Annotated in this window: 16 protein-coding genes; 11 read left to right on the top strand and 5 right to left on the bottom strand. The window is 63.7% G+C overall.

Features of this window, described 5'->3' with window-relative positions; genetic code table 11:
• Window positions 1-82 precede the first annotated feature (82 nt).
• The 4 genes from KSS93_RS22125 to phhA all read right to left on the bottom strand — a co-directional run bounded on the left by KSS93_RS22125 (window position 83) and on the right by phhA (window position 3,042).
• Entirely contained in the window at window positions 83-1,273 is a 1,191-nt protein-coding gene (locus KSS93_RS22125) for an MFS transporter (RefSeq protein ID WP_217885984.1), read from the bottom strand.
• A 99-nt stretch (window positions 1,274-1,372) separates the two neighbouring features.
• Complete coding sequence (locus tag KSS93_RS26680; protein ID WP_263975033.1) at window positions 1,373-1,501, bottom strand: hypothetical protein; 129 nt, start codon at window positions 1,499-1,501, stop codon at window positions 1,373-1,375.
• 355 nt (window positions 1,502-1,856) lie between these two features.
• Window positions 1,857-2,213 (bottom strand): 4a-hydroxytetrahydrobiopterin dehydratase, encoded by a 357-nt coding sequence (locus tag KSS93_RS22120; RefSeq protein WP_217885983.1) that lies wholly within the window; start codon window positions 2,211-2,213, stop codon window positions 1,857-1,859.
• A 40-nt stretch (window positions 2,214-2,253) separates the two neighbouring features.
• Window positions 2,254-3,042: a phenylalanine 4-monooxygenase gene (gene phhA / locus KSS93_RS22115; RefSeq protein ID WP_217885982.1), complete on the bottom strand. Its 789-nt coding sequence runs from the start codon at window positions 3,040-3,042 to the stop codon at window positions 2,254-2,256.
• Window positions 3,043-3,298: 256 nt separating this feature from the next.
• Here phhA and KSS93_RS22110 point away from each other — a divergent pair, with 256 nt between their 5' ends.
• Window positions 3,299-4,858, top strand: coding sequence for a sigma-54-dependent transcriptional regulator (locus KSS93_RS22110; protein ID WP_217885981.1), 1,560 nt, complete (start codon window positions 3,299-3,301; stop codon window positions 4,856-4,858).
• A gap of 136 nt (window positions 4,859-4,994) precedes the next feature.
• On the opposite strand, the gene KSS93_RS22105 is transcribed toward KSS93_RS22110, so the two are convergent.
• Window positions 4,995-5,249: a DUF2790 domain-containing protein gene (locus KSS93_RS22105; RefSeq protein ID WP_217885980.1), complete on the bottom strand. Its 255-nt coding sequence runs from the start codon at window positions 5,247-5,249 to the stop codon at window positions 4,995-4,997.
• Window positions 5,250-5,650: 401 nt separating this feature from the next.
• Here KSS93_RS22105 and acs point away from each other — a divergent pair, with 401 nt between their 5' ends.
• From acs to astD, 10 genes are all read left to right on the top strand, one after another.
• Window positions 5,651-7,612, top strand: a complete 1,962-nt coding sequence (gene acs / locus KSS93_RS22100) for an acetate--CoA ligase (protein ID WP_217885979.1) — start codon at window positions 5,651-5,653, stop codon at window positions 7,610-7,612.
• 771 nt (window positions 7,613-8,383) lie between these two features.
• Window positions 8,384-9,169: an ABC transporter substrate-binding protein gene (locus KSS93_RS22095; RefSeq protein WP_217885978.1), complete on the top strand. Its 786-nt coding sequence runs from the start codon at window positions 8,384-8,386 to the stop codon at window positions 9,167-9,169.
• A 91-nt stretch (window positions 9,170-9,260) separates the two neighbouring features.
• Window positions 9,261-9,950, top strand: coding sequence for an ABC transporter permease (locus KSS93_RS22090; RefSeq protein ID WP_166883285.1), 690 nt, complete (start codon window positions 9,261-9,263; stop codon window positions 9,948-9,950).
• Window positions 9,947-10,645: an ABC transporter permease gene (locus KSS93_RS22085; protein WP_217885977.1), complete on the top strand. Its 699-nt coding sequence runs from the start codon at window positions 9,947-9,949 to the stop codon at window positions 10,643-10,645. The genes KSS93_RS22090 and KSS93_RS22085 overlap by 4 nt, the downstream gene beginning before the upstream one ends.
• Before the next feature lie 22 nt (window positions 10,646-10,667).
• A complete protein-coding gene (locus KSS93_RS22080) occupies window positions 10,668-11,432 on the top strand; it encodes an ABC transporter ATP-binding protein (RefSeq protein WP_217885976.1) in 765 nt (254 codons plus the stop codon).
• A gap of 103 nt (window positions 11,433-11,535) precedes the next feature.
• A complete protein-coding gene (argR, locus tag KSS93_RS22075) occupies window positions 11,536-12,516 on the top strand; it encodes a transcriptional regulator ArgR (RefSeq protein ID WP_217885975.1) in 981 nt (326 codons plus the stop codon).
• 339 nt (window positions 12,517-12,855) lie between these two features.
• On the top strand, window positions 12,856-14,076 hold the full coding sequence (locus KSS93_RS22070; protein WP_217885974.1) for an aspartate aminotransferase family protein: 1,221 nt from the start codon (window positions 12,856-12,858) through the stop codon (window positions 14,074-14,076).
• Window positions 14,077-14,212: 136 nt separating this feature from the next.
• Complete coding sequence (aruF, locus tag KSS93_RS22065; protein ID WP_217885973.1) at window positions 14,213-15,232, top strand: arginine/ornithine succinyltransferase subunit alpha; 1,020 nt, start codon at window positions 14,213-14,215, stop codon at window positions 15,230-15,232.
• A gap of 69 nt (window positions 15,233-15,301) precedes the next feature.
• Window positions 15,302-16,330, top strand: a complete 1,029-nt coding sequence (gene astA / locus KSS93_RS22060; protein WP_217885972.1) for an arginine N-succinyltransferase — start codon at window positions 15,302-15,304, stop codon at window positions 16,328-16,330.
• Window positions 16,331-17,794, top strand: a complete 1,464-nt coding sequence (astD, locus tag KSS93_RS22055; RefSeq protein ID WP_217885971.1) for a succinylglutamate-semialdehyde dehydrogenase — start codon at window positions 16,331-16,333, stop codon at window positions 17,792-17,794.
• Window positions 17,795-17,807 lie beyond the last annotated feature (13 nt).

The raw sequence follows: 17,807 nt of genomic DNA, 5'->3' as shown, positions 1-17,807 counted from the left end.
GTAAACCCGCTCCCACAGGCTCTGAGTTATCCCTGTGGGAGCGGGTTTACCCGCGAAAAAGCCGGCACTGATCGTGACTGGTTCAGCTGCTTTCGCGCAATCGCCGTGCCTGCCGGTACAGGTACAGGCTCAGCACCAACCCGCAAGCTGCCGCCGAGGCGGCGAACAGGAACATCGAAGCAAAACCGAACCCCGCCGCCACCGCGCCCACCAGCGGCCCGGTGATCCCCAGCGACAGGTCGATGAACAGCGAATAGGCCCCCACCGCTGCGCCGCGGTTGGCCGCCGACACCTGGTTGACCGCCTCCACCCCCAGCGCCGGGAACACCAGCGAAAAACCGAACCCGCTCAGCGCCGCGCCCGCCAGGGCCGTCCCGGCATCGGGCGCCAGCCACAGCATCAAAAGCCCCAGGGTCTCCACCGACAGGCAGACGATGGCCACGCGAAAGCCGCCCAGGCGGTTGATCATGTTGCCGAACAGCAGCCGCGCGCAGATGAAGCTGGCGCCGAACAGGCTTAAGGTCAGCGCCGCGTTGGGCCAGTCACGGCTGGCGTAATACAGGGTGATGAAGGTGGCGATGGTGCCAAAGCCGATCGAGCCCAGGGCCAGCCCCGAGCCGTGCGGGAATACCTTGCCCAGCACCTGCATGAACGGCAGGCGCTTGCCGCTGACCACCGGCGCCGCCTGCTTGGGCCATGCCAGCAGCAGGCCGAGCACACCCAGCAGGATGATGCTCACGCCCATGCTCCACAGCCCGAGGTTTTTCACCATCATGACCCCCAGCGGGGCGCCGATGGCCAGCGCGCCGTAGCTGGCGATGCCGTTCCACGAGATCACCTTGGCGGTGTTGTCGGCACCCACCCGGCCGATGCCCCAGCTGATGGAGCCCGAGCCCACCAGGCTTTCGGCGCTGCCCAGCACCAGCCGACCGACCAGCAGGCAGGCCAGGCTCAGCCAGGGCCAGGGGGTCAGGAAGTGGCAGGCGAGCATGAACACGCCGCTCAGGCCGCAGCCGGCCAGGCCCCACATGACGGCCTTCTTGCTGCCGAGGTTGTCGATGATGCGGCTGGCGGTGGGGCGGCTGAGCAGGGTGGCGAGGTACTGCACGCTGATCACCAGGCCCGCGATCACCGCGCTGAAACCCAGCTGGTTGTGCACATAGCCCGGCAGTACGGCGAGGGGGATGCCGATGTTCAGGTAGCCGATGAAGGTGAAGAGGACGATGGAGACGACTTGCAGGGTGACCGCAAGGGGGCGCGGTGAATCGGGCATGGGGGCCTTCGGCGGGTAGTGGTTCTGGACGGTGTGAAAACGCGATGGCGAGGAGGTTCCCGCAGGCCAGCCGTTTTCACACTGTCGATGGGGGCGCGGTTATTCCTGGTCGGCGCTGGATTGATCGTCGCTACCCGGTTCGACGGCAGGCGTCGGTTCGGCGTGGGCAGCAACGGATTGCTCTTCAGGGTTCAGGCTTGGGAAGGGAAGATTCGGGATTTCATGCATCTCGTCGTTCCTCGCAAGTGTGAGTGAAAAGGCAGCGCTTGGCGCATGTATGGAGCTTCGAAAAGCTGGGGCAGGATACAGCAGTCTGGATGACAGTTTGAGAATTTTCCGATTCGCTTGTCGGTTTTTGCGGGCGGATATCGGACAGGGCAGGGTGCGGGCGGGTGCTTTTCTGTAGGAGATTACCCAGCCCTGCGGGCTGCGCTGTCGCGCAGAGAACTGGGCACGAACCCGCCGCGGCCCCTGTGGGAGCGGGCTTGCCCGCGAACACCGGCGAAGCCGGTGCCAGACACCGCGTCGTCTGCTTCGCGGTGGTTCGGCACCCCGACAAGCCGGCTCCTACAGAGGGGGGATGTTACTTGCGGCCTTCAGCGCCTTCGGCAACTTTGTCGGTGCGTGCGCACATGATGAAGTCGTTGCGGTGCAGGCCTTTGATCGAGTGGCTCCACCAGGTCACGGTGACCTTGCCCCACTCGGTCAGAAGGCCCGGGTGGTGGCCTTCGGCTTCGGCGATTTCGCCGACGGCATTGGTGAAGGCCAGGGCGTGTTTGAAGTTCTTGAACAGGAACACGCGCTCGAGCTCCATGTGGCCGTCGCGCACTTCGATGTTCCAGTCCGGGATTTCGCGAATCAGTACCGCCAGCTCTTCGTCGGTGACTTTCGGCGCGTCGGCGCGGCAGGCTTCGCAGTGGGCTTGGTTCAAGGCATTCATGGCTGTTGTCCGGTTTGAGTTGTTATCGGCAAGGGGCGGCTCAGGCCGCCGCCTTGGGTGGAAACTTCGGTGCGTGCAGGCCCAGTTGCATGGCCTGCTGGACCATGCCCGGGATGTCCTCGTGGGCCAGGTCGAACAGGCGCTTGAGATTGGGCAGCACGAAGTACACCGGTTGCAGGATGTCGATGCGGTACGGGGTGCGCATGGCCTCGACCGGGTCGAAGGCCTGGTACTCGGGCTCGCCGGATAGACTGTAGACGGTCTCCTTGGGTGAGGAGAGGATGCCGCCGCCGTAAATTTTGCGGCCTTGAGCGGTTTCCATCAGGCCGAACTCGATGGTCATCCAGTACAGGCGCGCCAGGTATACGCGCTGCTCCTTGGTGGCTGCCAGGCCGAGCTTGCCGTAGGTGTGGGTGAATTCGGCGAACCAGGGGTTGGTCAGGAGCGGGCAGTGGCCGAAGATCTCGTGGAAGATGTCGGGCTCTTGCAGGTAGTCGAGTTCTTCCGGGGTGCGGATGAAGGTGGCCACCGGGAAACGCTTGCTGGCCAGCAGTTCGAAGAAGGTCTGGAAGGGGATCAGCGCCGGTACCCGGGCGACCTGCCAGCCGGTGGTGGCGCCCAGCACCTTGTTCACTTCACCCAGTTGCGCAATGCGCTCGCGGGGCAGCTTGAGCTGCTCGATGCCGTCGAGGTATTCCTGGCAGGCGCGGCCTTCGACGACCTTCATCTGCCGGGTGATCAGGGTGTTCCATACCTCGTGCTCTTGCTCGGGGTAGTCGATAAAACCATGCGCATCGGGCTCGCGTGCCACGTAGTGCGTCTGTTTCATGTGGCTCTCCTGGTGAGGGCTTTCTTGTTATGGGCAAGACATGCAACAGGAATAACCCCGCAGCCGATGCTTTGCACGGGGTGCTGGCGCCATGCCAGGGCTGAGTTTGCCGCCATTTCGTAACGATAAGTTTACAAAATAGGTCTGCCGCCGGAAAATCAGCGCTATGTCGAGCAGTAATCGGCTGCTTTTGTCAGGTTTTTTTTACGAATTTTATGCGCGGCCAACAGATAGTTACCGCGCTTCGAGGCTATTCATGCGTATCAAAGTGCACTGCCAGAACCGCATCGGCATCCTGCGCGACATCCTCAACCTGCTGGTGGAGTACGGCATCAACGTGCTGCGCGGCGAGGTGGGGGGCGACCATGGCAACGCCATCTACCTGCACTGCCCGAACCTGATCAACTTGCAGTTCCAGGCGCTGCGGCCCAAGTTCGAGGCCATCACCGGCGTGTTCGGGGTCAAGCGCGTCGGCTTGATGCCCAGCGAGCGCAGGCACATGGAACTCAACGCGCTGCTGGGCGCGCTGGACTTCCCGGTGCTTTCGATCGACATGGGTGGCAGCATCGTCGCAGGCAACCGGGGCGCGGCGCAGCTGCTGGGAGTGCGCGTGGACGAGGTGCCGGGGCTGCCGCTGTCGCGCTATGTCGAGGACTTCGACCTGCCCGAACTGGTGCGGGCCAACAAGTCGCGTATCAATGGCCTGCGGGTCAAGGTCAAGGGCGATGTGTTCCTGGCTGATATCGCGCCGTTGCAGTCCGAGCACGATGACAGCGAAGCCCTGGCTGGCGCGGTGCTGACCCTGCACCGCGCCGACCGTATCGGCGAGCGCATCTACAACGTGCGCAAGCAGGAGTTGCGGGGCTTTGACAGTATCTTCCAGAGCTCGAAGGTGATGGCCGCCGTGGTGCGCGAGGCGCGGCGCATGGCGCCGCTGGATGCGCCGCTGCTGATCGAGGGCGAGACCGGCACCGGCAAGGAGCTGCTGGCCCGCGCCTGCCACCTGGCCAGCCCTCGTGGCCAGGCGCCGCTGATGGCGCTCAACTGTGCCGGCTTGCCGGAGTCGATGGCCGAGACCGAGCTGTTCGGCTATGGGCCCGGGGCGTTCGAGGGCGCGCGGGCCGAGGGCAAGCTCGGGCTGCTGGAACTGACGGCCGGCGGTACGTTGTTCCTCGACGGGGTAGGGGAGATGAGCCCGCGGCTGCAGGTGAAGCTGCTGCGCTTTCTGCAGGATGGCTGCTTTCGCCGGGTGGGCAGTGACGAGGAGGTGTACCTGGATGTGCGGGTGATCTGCGCGACCCAGGTGGATTTGTCCGAGCTGTGCGCCCGCGGCGAGTTCCGCCAGGACCTCTATCACCGGCTGAACGTGCTGTCGCTGCACATCCCGCCGCTGCGCGAGTGCATGGATGGCCTGGACGGTTTGGTGCAGCACTTTCTCGACCAGGCCAGCCGGCAGATCGGCTGCCCGATGCCGCGCTTGGCGTCGTCGGCCATGGACAAACTGGCGCAGTACCACTGGCCGGGTAATGTGCGGCAACTGGAGAACGTGTTGTTCCAGGCGGTTTCGTTATGTGAGGGCGGGGTGGTGAAAGGCGAACATATTCGCCTGCCGGATTATGGCGTGCGCCAGCCGTTGGGCGAGTTTTCACTGGAAGGGGAACTTTCGGATATTGTCGGGCGCTTTGAAAAGGCGGTGCTGGAAAGTTTGCTGGGGGAGTTTCCCAGTAGCCGGGCACTGGGGAAAAGATTGGGCGTGTCGCACACGACCATTGCCAACAAGTTGCGGGATTATTCCCTGGGAAAGTCGGCGGAATGAGGGCGGTTATTCAATAGCCTGTTAATGAGGCTTTAACTTCATCGCGGGCAAGCCCGCTCCTGCAGGTACGACGCTGCACTCAGGCTTTGCGCTGTACCTGTGGGAGCGGGCTTGCCCGCGAAGGGTGCTGAATCAATCAACCGTTGGAACAACCGTTCCCCATCACGCGGTATTCGAGAATGTGCTTCTGGCCCTTGGAGTCCTCGTAGGTCATGCGGGCGGGCACGACTTCGCAGACGTTCGGGACTTCGCTCATGGAAATGACGCGGGCGATGTCCAGATGCTGCGAGTAACTGTACTGTTCAACCGGAATCTGCTCGGCATCTTTTGCCTCGCCGGCCATTGCCGCGCCGCAAAGACTGCCAAGTACCAATGCCAGTAAAGCTTTCATTTTCTATTTACCTGTCTAAGGTCGTGAGGGGGCACGCGGCACTTGTGGCGCCGCGAGTACTGCAAGTTTTAAAGAGTTTGATTAGTTGCCGATTAACACGTTGCCTTCGTGGGGGCTGTGACCAGTTAGTTAATCGCGTTGCCGTTGCTGGCGAGGTGAATTTTATGGCGCTGGTGGCGGCTGAAACAGAGGGTCTTTTGATAAAGACTTTTGACAGAAATCGTAACAATCCCTCTGGCGTTACCTTCGCTCATGGCTGTATGCCACGATCTAGAGCGGTCGTGTCATTTTTCGGCGGGTGCGGTTCGTCGCGTTACTACCAACGTCGAATGGTGTTTGGCGCTCTGGTACAGTTACAAACGGTTCCATACAAAAACAACTATTACACCGAGGTAACACAGATGAGTGCGGCTCCACTGTATCCCGTTCGTCCCGAGGTTGCGGCCAGTACCCTGACCGACGAGGCCACCTACAAGGCCATGTACCAGCAATCGGTGATCAACCCGGACGGCTTCTGGCGCGAGCAGGCCCAGCGTCTGGACTGGATCAAGCCCTTCACCAAGGTCAAGCAGACCTCGTTCGACGACCACCATGTCGATATCAAGTGGTTCGCCGACGGCACTCTGAACGTCTCCTCCAACTGCCTGGACCGCCACCTCGAAGAGCGCGGCGACCAACTGGCAATCATCTGGGAGGGCGACGACCCTTCCGAACACCGCAACATCACCTACCGCGAGCTGCACGAGCAGGTCTGCAAGTTCGCCAACGCCCTGCGTGGCCAGGACGTGCACCGTGGTGACGTGGTGACCATCTACATGCCGATGATCCCCGAGGCCGTGGTGGCCATGCTGGCCTGTGCCCGCATCGGCGCAATCCACTCGGTGGTGTTTGGCGGCTTCTCCCCTGAAGCGCTGGCCGGGCGCATCATCGACTGCAAGTCCAAGGTGGTGATCACCGCCGACGAAGGCGTGCGCGGCGGGCGGCGTACCCCGCTCAAGGGCAACGTCGACCTGGCGCTGACCAACCCTGAAACCAACAGTGTGCAGAAGATCATCGTGTGCAAGCGCACCGGTGGCGAGATTGCCTGGCACCAGCACCGTGACATCTGGTACGAAGACCTGATGAAGGTTGCCTCCAGCCACTGCGCGCCGAAAGAAATGGGCGCCGAAGAGCCGCTGTTCATCCTTTATACCTCGGGCTCCACCGGCAAGCCGAAGGGGGTGCTGCACACCACCGGCGGCTACCTGGTGTACGCCGCGCTGACCCACGAGCGGGTGTTCGACTACCGCCCGGGCGAAGTCTACTGGTGCACCGCCGACGTGGGTTGGGTCACCGGCCACAGCTACATCGTCTACGGCCCGCTGGCCAACGGCGCCACCACCTTGCTGTTCGAAGGTGTGCCGAACTACCCGGACATCACCCGCGTGTCGAAGATCGTCGACAAGCACAAGGTCAACATCCTCTATACCGCCCCGACTGCCATCCGCGCCATGATGGCCGAAGGGCAGGCGGCGGTGGCCGGCGCCGATGGCTCCAGCTTGCGCCTGCTGGGTTCGGTGGGCGAGCCGATCAACCCGGAAGCCTGGAACTGGTACTACAAGACTGTCGGCAAGGAGCGTTGCCCGATCGTCGACACCTGGTGGCAGACCGAAACCGGCGGCATCCTGATCAGCCCGCTGCCGGGCGCTACCGGCCTGAAACCTGGCTCGGCCACCCGCCCGTTCTTCGGGGTGGTGCCGGCGCTGGTGGACAACCTGGGCAACCTGATCGAGGGCGCCGCCGAGGGCAACCTGGTGATCCTCGATTCGTGGCCAGGCCAGTCGCGTTCGCTGTACGGCGACCACGACCGCTTCGTCGACACCTACTTCAAGACCTTCCGTGGCATGTACTTCACCGGTGACGGTGCCCGCCGCGACGAGGACGGCTACTACTGGATCACCGGCCGGGTGGATGACGTGCTCAACGTGTCCGGCCACCGCATGGGCACTGCCGAGATCGAAAGCGCCATGGTGGCCCACTCGAAGGTGGCCGAAGCTGCAGTGGTGGGGGTGCCCCACGACATCAAGGGGCAGGGCATCTATGTCTATGTCACCCTCAACGCCGGCGAGGAGCCGAGCGAGCAACTGCGCCTGGAGCTGAAGAACTGGGTGCGCAAGGAAATCGGCCCGATCGCCTCGCCGGACGTGATCCAGTGGGCGCCCGGCTTGCCGAAAACCCGCTCGGGCAAGATCATGCGCCGCATCCTGCGCAAGATTGCCACCGCCGAGTACGACGCCTTGGGTGACATCTCCACCCTGGCCGACCCAGGCGTGGTACAGCACCTGATCGACACCCACAAGGCCATGAATCTGGCCTCGGCCTGACCTTCAGGCCTGCGCTGTATCTGTACGGGATGGCCCAGCCCTTTCGGGCTGTGCTGTCGCGCAGAGAACTGGGCACGAGCCCGCCGCGGCCCCTGTGGGAGCGGGCTTGTCGGGGTGCCGAACCACCGCGAAGCAGGCGACGCGGTGTCTGGCACCGGCTTCGCCGGTGTTCGCGGGCAAGCCCGCTCCCACAGGTCCCTGCTAAATCAATGAGTTATGTGCAGTTCTATAAGAGCCGGCTTGCCGGCGATGGGGCCGGCACAGGCGGCCTCATCAGTGTCACAAAGCCCAACGAAAACCCCGCCGCGCAACCGGCGGGGTTTTTGCTTTACTGAAGGAATTGTTACTCCGACATTCATCGGTAACCAATCCTGTCGGACAGTTCGCACAATAGTGGGGCTTGCGGGAACATTTCTGCGCCATCCCGGGGCGCCTTTGTAGTCGTTTTCTACAGTGGGGCACGCTGCGCTTGCCGGAATTCAAGGCTTTGCCAATAATGGGCGCGCTTATTGCTTTGGGTAAAGGTTATTTTTCTTTTGCGCTTGCATAATATGCAAGAGCTGTCAATATCGCCCGCCGCGGTTTCAGGCGCTTCTATAACTAGTTGTCGCTTTGAAGAAATATCGACTAACGGGCTGTCGCTAAAATGCCACTCACTCGCTCGTGGTCTGCGACCTTGGTCGAAACCTGCGCGGCTCGCGTTGTACCCATTCGCATATCGGGCAGCCGTTGCACCTGCCTTGTATTGCCCCGTACCGATGGAGTTACCTGATGAAGAAGCTCGCACTGCTTGGCGCCCTGGCGCTTTCCGTGTTTTCCCTGGTATCGCAGGCCGATGAGAAACCGTTGAAGATCGGTATCGAGGCCGCCTACCCACCGTTCGCTTTCAAGCAGCCTGATGGCAGCATCGCCGGCTTTGACTACGACATCGGCAACGCCTTGTGCGAAGAGATGAAGACCAAGTGCACCTGGGTCGAGCAAGAGTTCGACGGCCTGATCCCGGCACTGAAGGTGCGCAAGATCGACGCCATCCTGTCGTCCATGTCGATCACCGACGACCGCAAGAAGTCCGTCGACTTCACCAAGCGCTACTACCTGACCCCGGCCCGCCTGGTCATGAAGGAAGGCACCGCGGTCAGCGACAGCCTGGATGAGCTCAAGGGCAAGAAGATCGGCGTGCAGCGTGGTTCGATCCACGACCGCTTCGCCAAGGAGGTCCTGGCCCCGAAAGGCGCCACCGTGGTGCCTTACGGCACCCAGAACGAGATCTATCTGGATGTCGCTGCCGGCCGCCTGGACGGCACCGTGGCCGATGCCACCCTGCTCGAAGACGGTTTCCTGAAAACCGACGCCGGCAAGGGCTTTGCCTTCGTCGGCCCATCGTTCACCGACGTGAAATACTTCGGTGACGGCGTCGGTATCGCCGTGCGCAAGGGTGACAAGGCCAACGTCGACCGCATCAACGCGGCCATCGACGCTATCCGTGCCAACGGCAAATACAAAGAGATCGAGAAGAAGTACTTCAACTTCGACATCTACGGTCCAGACTCGAAGTAAGCCGTCGAGTTTCACCTGTGCAATGGTGCAAACAGCAGAAGCTCTGAGGTTTGCACCATTTTTCATTCCCAAGCCCTGAGGAATCCGAATCATGTTGAAAGGCTATGGGGCAGTCATCCTCGACGGGGCGTGGCTGACGCTGCAGCTCGCCCTGTCGTCGATGGCCCTGGCCATTGTCCTCGGCCTGATCGGCGTGGCGCTGCGCTTGTCGCCGGTACGCTGGCTGGCCTGGCTGGGGGATCTTTACTCCACGGTGATCCGTGGCATCCCTGACCTGGTGCTGATCCTGCTGATTTTCTACGGCGGCCAGGACATCATCAACCGGGTAGCACCGCTGCTCGGCTACGACGACTACATCGACCTGAACCCGCTGGCTGCCGGCATCGGTACCCTGGGTTTCATTTTTGGTGCGTACCTTTCGGAAACCTTCCGCGGCGCCTTCCTGGGTATCCCCAAGGGCCAGGCCGAGGCCGGCGCGGCCTATGGCATGAGCGGCGTGCAAGTGTTTTTCCGGATCATGGTGCCGCAGATGATCCGCCTGGCCATCCCGGGTTTTACCAACAACTGGCTGGTGCTGACCAAGGCCACCGCACTGATTTCGGTGGTGGGCCTGCAGGACATGATGTTCAAGGCCAAGCAGGCGGCCGACGCCACGCGCGAGCCTTTCACCTTCTTCCTGGCGGTGGCGGCACTGTATCTGGTGCTGACCAGCGTCTCGCTGCTGGCGCTGAAGTACCTCGAGAAGCGCTACTCGGTTGGCGTCAAGGTGGCTGAACTATGATCTTCGACTACAACGTCATCTGGGAGGCCATGCCGCTGTATCTCGGCGGCCTGTTGACCACCCTCAAGCTGCTGGCGCTGTCGCTGTTCTTCGGCCTGCTGGCGGCCGTCCCGCTGGGCCTGATGCGGGTGTCCAAGCAGCCGTTGGTGAACATGACCGCCTGGCTGTACACCTACGTGATCCGCGGCACGCCGATGCTGGTGCAGTTGTTCCTGATCTACTACGGCCTGGCCCAGTTCGAGGCGGTGCGCGAGAGCTTCATGTGGCCGTTGCTGTCCAGTGCGACCTTCTGTGCGTGCCTGGCATTTGCCGTCAACACCAGCGCCTACACCGCCGAGATCATCGCCGGCAGCCTCAAGGCCACGCCCCATGGCGAGATCGAGGCAGCCAAGGCCATCGGCATGTCGCGCATGAAGATGTACCGGCGCATCCTGCTGCCCTCGGCGCTGCGCCGCGCATTGCCGCAGTACAGCAACGAAGTGATCATGATGCTGCAGACCACCAGCCTGGCCTCGATCGTCACCCTGATCGACATCACCGGTGCCGCGCGCACGGTCAACGCCCAGTACTACCTGCCTTTCGAGGCCTACATCACGGCGGGCGTGTTCTACCTGTGCCTGACCTTCATCCTCGTGCGCCTGTTCAAGCTGGCCGAACGCCGCTGGCTCGGCTACCTGGCGCCGCGCAAGCACTGACCGCTCTGTGAGAACCGACAGCATGTACAAACTGCAAATCCAAGACCTGCACAAGCGCTACGGCAGCCACGAGGTGCTCAAGGGCGTCTCTCTCGAGGCCAAGGCGGGCGATGTGATCAGCATCATCGGCTCCAGTGGTTCGGGCAAGTCCACCTTCCTGCGCTGCATCAACCTGCTCGAGCAGCCCCATGCCGGCAAGATCCTGCTGAACAACGAAGAGCTCAAGCTTGTGGCCGGCAAGGACGGCGCGCTCAAGGCCGCCGACCCGAAACAGCTGCAGCGCATGCGCTCGCGGCTGTCGATGGTGTTCCAGCACTTCAACCTGTGGTCGCACATGACCGCGCTTGAGAACATCATCGAGGCGCCGGTGCATGTGCTGGGCGTCAGCAAGAAAGATGCACTGGAAAAGGCCGAGCACTACCTGGCCAAGGTGGGCGTGGCCCATCGCAAGGATGCGTTCCCGGGCCACATGTCCGGCGGCGAACAGCAGCGCGTGGCGATTGCCCGGGCCCTGGCCATGGAGCCTGAGGTGATGCTGTTCGACGAGCCCACCTCGGCGCTGGACCCGGAGCTGGTGGGCGATGTGCTCAAGGTGATGCAGTCGCTGGCCCAGGAAGGCCGCACCATGGTGGTGGTCACCCACGAGATGGGCTTTGCCCGCGAGGTGTCCAACCAACTGGTGTTCCTGCACAAGGGCCTGGTGGAAGAGCGCGGTTGCCCGCGCGAAGTGCTGGCCAACCCGCAGTCGGAACGGCTCAAGCAGTTCCTCTCTGGCAGCCTGAAGTAAAGGCTGCACTTTTGCACCAGAATGGGGCATGCTGCGCAACGCGCGCAGCCTGCCCTGTGCCGCAGTTGCGAACAATCCTTTCCAAGGTTTTGGACCACGCCCTATGACCACCCAGCGAATCGGCTTTCTCATCTGGCCCGGCACCCGGCCGCTGACCCTGGCGTTGGCGGAAGAGGTGTTGCTGGTGGCCCAGCGGGTGCACCCGGATGTGGCCTACGAGTTGGCCTTTTTGCAGGCCGAGGTGGGCCAGGAGGGCGCTTGGCGCCTGCCGGGCGAGGCCTGGAACGGCCGCCTGGAAGGGTGCCACAAGCTGTTTTTGGTGGCCGACGAGCCGCCTGCGGCAATGGGCTCGGCGCTGTCTGCGGCGCTCAAGCAACTGGCCCGCGGTGGCTGCATGCTCGGCGGGCTGTCGGCCGGGGTGTACCCGCTGGCGGCCCTTGGCCTGCTCGATGGCTACCGCGCCGCCGTGCACTGGCGCTGGCAGGATGACTTTGCCGAGCGCTTCCCCAAGGTGATCGCCACCAGCCACCTGTTCGACTGGGACCGTGATCGCCTGACCGCCTGTGGCGGCATGGCGGTGACCGACCTGCTGCTGGCGGTGCTGGCCCGTGACCACGGTGCGGAGCTGGCCGGGGCGGTGTCGGAGGAACTGGTGGTCGAGCGCATCCGCGAAGGTGGCGAGCGCCAGCGCATCCCGCTGCAGAACCGCCTGGGTTCCAGCCACCCCAAGCTGACCCAGGCGGTGCTGCTGATGGAGGCCAACATCGAAGAGCCGCTGACCACCGACGAGATCGCCCAGCATGTGTGCGTGTCTCGTCGGCAGCTGGAGCGCATCTTCAAGCAGTACCTGAACCGCGTGCCCAGCCAGTATTACCTGGAGCTGCGCCTGAACAAGGCGCGGCAGATGCTGATGCAGACCAGCAAGTCGATCATCCAGATCGGCTTGTCCTGCGGGTTCTCCTCCGGGCCGCATTTTTCCAGCGCCTACCGCAATTTCTTTGGTGCCACGCCGCGTGAAGACCGCAACCAGCGGCGCAGCAGCAGCCCGTTCGAGCTCAGTTCGGCGCCGGCTGAAAAGGGCTGAGTGGGTTACGCAGATCCTCTGTAGGAGCGGCCTTGTGCCGCGAAAGGGCAGCAAGGCTGCCCCAATTTTTGGTGCCTGGGCTGAGGCCGCCGGGGCTGCTGCGCAGCCCTTTCGCGGCGCAAGTCCGCTCCTACAATGAACACCCGTTCACCCAGCCTCTCTCTACCTTTACACTGCGCGATTGCGACAGTGTTTGTCGCATTGCCGAAAGCCTTGGTAAAACAGGGTTTGGCGCTGTAACAAGTTGTCGCCTGGCAGCAAGGACAGGCGCCGATCAGTCCTTACAATCCCCCCATCGCTCGCCACTTCCAGGCCAGCGTTCCTCTTCAGGAGACTCAGATGTCCGTTGAGCAAGCCCCGGTGCAACGTGCCGATTTCGACCAGGTGATGGTCCCCAACTATTCGCCGGCGGCCTTCATTCCTGTGCGAGGCGAGGGTTCCCGAGTTTGGGACCAGTCGGGCCGCGAGCTGATCGACTTCGCCGGCGGCATCGCGGTGAATGCCCTGGGCCACTGCCACCCGGCGCTGGTCAAGGCGCTGACCGAGCAGGCCAACACCCTCTGGCACGTCTCTAACGTGTTCACCAACGAGCCGGCCCTGCGCCTGGCCCACAAGCTGGTGGACGCCACCTTTGCCGACCGCGCGTTCTTCTGCAACTCCGGCGCCGAATCCAACGAGGCCGCCTTCAAGCTGGCCCGGCGTGTCGCCCACGACCGCTTCGGCCCTGAAAAGCACGAAATCATCGCCACCGTGAACAGCTTCCACGGCCGTACCCTGTTCACCGTCAGTGTTGGCGGCCAGCCGAAGTACTCCGACGGCTTCGGCCCGAAGATCACCGGCATCAGCCACGTGCCGTACAACGACCTGGAAGCGCTGAAAGCACAGATTTCGGACAAGACCTGCGCCGTGGTGATCGAGCCGATCCAGGGCGAGAGCGGTGTGGTACCTGCCGACAAGGCGTACCTGGAAGGCGCACGCAAGCTGTGTGACGAGCACAACGCCCTGCTGATCTTCGACGAAGTGCAGACCGGCGTTGGCCGTACCGGCTCGCTGTACGCCTACCAGCACTACGGCGTGACCCCGGACATCCTGACCAGCGCCAAGAGCCTGGGCGGAGGCTTCCCGATCGGCGCCATGCTGACCACCAGCGAGCTGGCCAAGCACCTGGCCGTCGGCACCCACGGCACCACCTACGGCGGCAACCCGCTGGGCTGCGCCGTGGCCTGCGCCGTACTGGACGTGATCAACACCCCAGAGACCCTGGCCGGCATCAAGGCCAAGCACGAGCGCTTCAAGACCCGCCTGGAGCAGATCGGCCAGCAGTACGGCCTGTTCACCCAAGTGCGTGGCGTCGGTCTGCTGATCGGCGGCGTGTTGAGCCAAGCCTGGGTCGGCAAGGCCAAGGACGTGCTCAACGCCGCGGAAAAAGAAGGCGTGATGGTGCTGCAAGCCGGCCCGGACGTGGTGCGTTTCGCCCCGAGCCTTGTGGTCGAAGATGCTGATATCGACGAAGGCCTGGACCGCTTCGAGCGCGCCGTGGCGCAGCTGACCAAGGCCTGACCGGCCCTTTCGCCGGCCCCGTAAGGGCCGGCGATACCTGAATTCCAATGCGGGCACCTGCTTGCAGGTAGTGGCGCGTGCCCGCAGTTTTTCCGTGCCGAAGTGAGCGGCACGCTATCCCGAAAGGAGTGACACCATGCTGGTGATGCGCCCCGCGCAAATGGCGGATCTGAACGAAGTGCAGCGCATGGCTGCCGACAGCCCCGTTGGTGTCACCTCGCTGCCGGACGACGCAGGCCGCCTGGGCGACAAGATCGCCGCCTCGGAAACCTCCTTTGCCGCCGAAGTGAGCTTCAACGGCGAGGAAAGCTACTTCTTCGTGCTCGAGGACAGCGTCAGCGGCAAGCTGGCCGGCTGCTCGGCCATCGTCGCCTCGGCGGGCTATTCCGAGCCGTTCTACAGCTTTCGTAACGAGACCTTCGTGCACGCCTCCCGGGAGCTCAAGATCCACAACAAGATCCACGTGCTGTCGCTGTGCCACGACCTCACCGGCAACAGCCTGCTGACCAGCTTCTACGTGCTGCCGGAGCTGGTGAACAGCGGCTGGGCCGAGCTCAACTCGCGCGGGCGCCTGCTGTTCATGGCTGCGCACCCGGAGCGCTTCGCCGATTCGGTGGTGACCGAAATCGTCGGCTACAGCGACGAGCAGGGCGAGTCGCCGTTCTGGGATGCCATAGGCCGCAACTTCTTCGACCTCAACTACGCCGACGCCGAGCGCCTGTGCGGGCTGAAAAGCCGCACCTTCCTCGCCGAGCTGATGCCGCACTACCCGATCTATGTGCCGCTGCTGGACGACGCCGCCCAGGAAGCCATGGGCCAAGTGCACCCGCGGGCGCAGATCACCTTCGACATCCTCATGCGCGAAGGTTTCGAGACCGAGCACTACATCGACATCTTCGACGGTGGCCCGACCCTGCACGCGCGCGCCTCGAGCATCCGCTCGATCGCCCAGAGCCGCGTGGTGCCGGTGAAAGTCGACGACACGCAGGTCAAGGGCGGGCGCCCGTACCTGGTGTGCAACGGCCAGTTGCAGGATTACCGCGCAGTGCTGCTGGAGCTGGACTGGGTGCCGGGCAAACCGGTCAGCCTGAGCACCGAGGCCGTCGAGGCGCTGGGTGTGGGTGAAGGCGCCAGCGTGCGCCTGGTGGCGGTCTGAGGGTTCGCCGCAGGCGAGTCGCAACAGTGAGTTTCGCGGCAGGCCAGGCCCGCCGCACAAGGAGATAGCATGATCGTTCGTCCCGTACGCAGCAGCGATTTACCCGCGCTGATCGAACTGGCCCGCAGCACCGGCACCACCGGCCTGACCACCTTGCCGGCCAACGAAGAGCGCCTGGCGCGGCGCGTCGGCTGGGCCGAGAAGAGCTTCCGTGGCGAAGCCGAGCGCGGCGATACCGACTACCTGTTCGTGCTGGAAAACGACGAGGGCCTGGTAGTTGGCATCAGCGCTATCGCCGGTGCCGTCGGCCTGCGCGAGCCCTGGTACAACTACCGGGTCGGGCTGACCGTCAGCGCCTCGCAAGAGCTGAACATTTACCGCGAGATCCCCACGCTGTTTTTGGCCAACGACCTGACCGGCAACTCCGAGCTGTGCTCGCTGTTCCTGCGCAGCGACTACCGCAGCGGGCGCAACGGCCACCTGCTGTCGAAGTCGCGCATGCTGTTCATTGCCGAATTCCCCGACCTGTTCGGCAAGAAGCTCATCGCCGAGATGCGCGGCATGTCCGATGAGGCCGGCCGTTCGCCGTTCTGGGAGAGCCTGGGCCGGCACTTCTTCAAGATGGAGTTCAGCCAGGCCGACTACCTCACCGGGGTGGGCAACAAGTCGTTCATCGCCGAGCTGATGCCCAAGTTCCCGCTGTACACCTGCTTCCTGTCCGAAGCTGCGCGCAGCGTGATCGGCCGCGTGCACAGCGACACGGAGCCTGCGCTGGCGATGCTCAGGCGCGAGGGCTTCAACTACCAAGGGTTTGTCGACATCTTCGACGCAGGCCCGGCCATCGAGTGCGAGACCGCGAAGATTCGCGCGGTGCGCGAGAGCGAAACCCTGGTGCTGGCTGTGGGCACGCCAGGCGATGACGCCACCCCGTACATCATTCACAACCGCAAGCGCGAAGACTGCCGCATCACCGCCGCGCCGGCGCGCCTGGCGGCCGGCACTCTGGTGGTCGACCCGCTGACCGCCAAGCGCTTGCGCATGGGCGCCGGCGACAATGTGCGCGCCGTGCCGCTGACTGCCGCCCGGGAGGCCCAGTAAATGACCACGCATTACATCGCAGGGCAATGGCTCGCAGGCAACGGTGAGGCGCTGCAGTCGCTGAACCCGGTCACCCAGGCGGTGGTCTGGGCGGGGCAGGGTGCTGATGCCGGCCAGGTGGAGGCGGCAGTCAGTGCTGCCCGCCAGGCCTTCCCGGCCTGGGCGCAACTGAGCCTGGAGGCACGGATCGGCGTGCTGGAAGCCTTCGCCGGCAAACTCAAGGCGCGTGCTGACGAGCTGGCGCGCTGCATCGGTGAGGAAACCGGCAAGCCTTTGTGGGAGTCGGCTACCGAAGTCACCAGCATGATCAACAAGGTGGCGATCTCGGTGCAGAGTTACCGCGAACGCACTGGCGAAAAGAGCGGCCCGCTGGCCGATGCCACGGCGGTACTGCGGCACAAGCCACACGGCGTGGTGGCGGTGTTCGGCCCCTACAATTTCCCCGGCCACCTGCCCAACGGGCATATCGTGCCGGCGCTGCTGGCGGGCAACTGCGTGGTGTTCAAGCCCAGCGAGCTGACGCCGAAGGTTGCCGAGCTGACGGTGCAGTGCTGGATTGAGGCCGGGTTGCCGGCCGGGGTGCTCAACCTGGTGCAGGGCGCCCGCGAAACCGGCGTGGCGCTGGCGGCCAATACAGGTATCGATGGTTTGTTCTTTACCGGCTCCAGCCGCACCGGCAACCTGCTGCACCAGCAGTTCGCCGGGCGCCCGGACAAGATCCTCGCGCTGGAAATGGGGGGCAACAACCCGCTGGTGGTGGATGAGGTCAAGGACCTGGATGCGGCGGTGTACACCATCATCCAGTCGGCGTTCATCTCGGCCGGCCAGCGCTGTACCTGCGCCCGCCGTCTGCTGGTGCCGCAAGGGGCCTGGGGTGACCAGCTGATCGCGCGCCTGGTCGAGGTCAGCCGCACCCTCAGTGTGGGGGCCTTTGACCAGCAGCCTGCGCCGTTCATGGGCTCGGTTATCTCGCTGCAGGCTGCCCAGGCGTTGCTGGCGGCCCAGTGTGAGTTGCTTGGCAAGGGTGCCGTGGCGCTGCTGGAAATGACCCAGCCCCAGGCCACTGCTGCCTTGCTGACCCCGGGCATCATCGATGTGACCGCGGTGGTCGGGCGCCCGGACGAAGAGTTCTTTGGCCCGCTGTTGCAGGTGATCCGCTACACCGACTTCGACGCCGCCATCAATGAAGCCAACAACACCCAGTACGGCCTGGCCGCCGGGCTGCTGTCGGACTCCAATGCCCGCTACCAGCACTTCTGGCTGCGCAGCCGCGCCGGCATCGTCAACTGGAACAAGCAACTGACCGGTGCCGCCAGCAGCGCGCCGTTTGGCGGGGTCGGTGCCAGCGGTAACCACCGCGCCAGCGCATATTATGCGGCCGACTACTGCGCCTACCCCGTGGCATCGCTGGAGACCGCCAGCCTTGCATTGCCGGCGACCCTGACGCCGGGCGTCACCCTATAACAACAGGTCTCGG

The organism is Pseudomonas xanthosomatis (assembly GCF_019139835.1).
GTDB lineage: Bacteria > Pseudomonadota > Gammaproteobacteria > Pseudomonadales > Pseudomonadaceae > Aquipseudomonas > Aquipseudomonas fakonensis.
The sequence above is the reverse complement of the archived record's forward strand: the minus strand, read 5'-3'. Positions and strand labels throughout refer to the sequence as shown.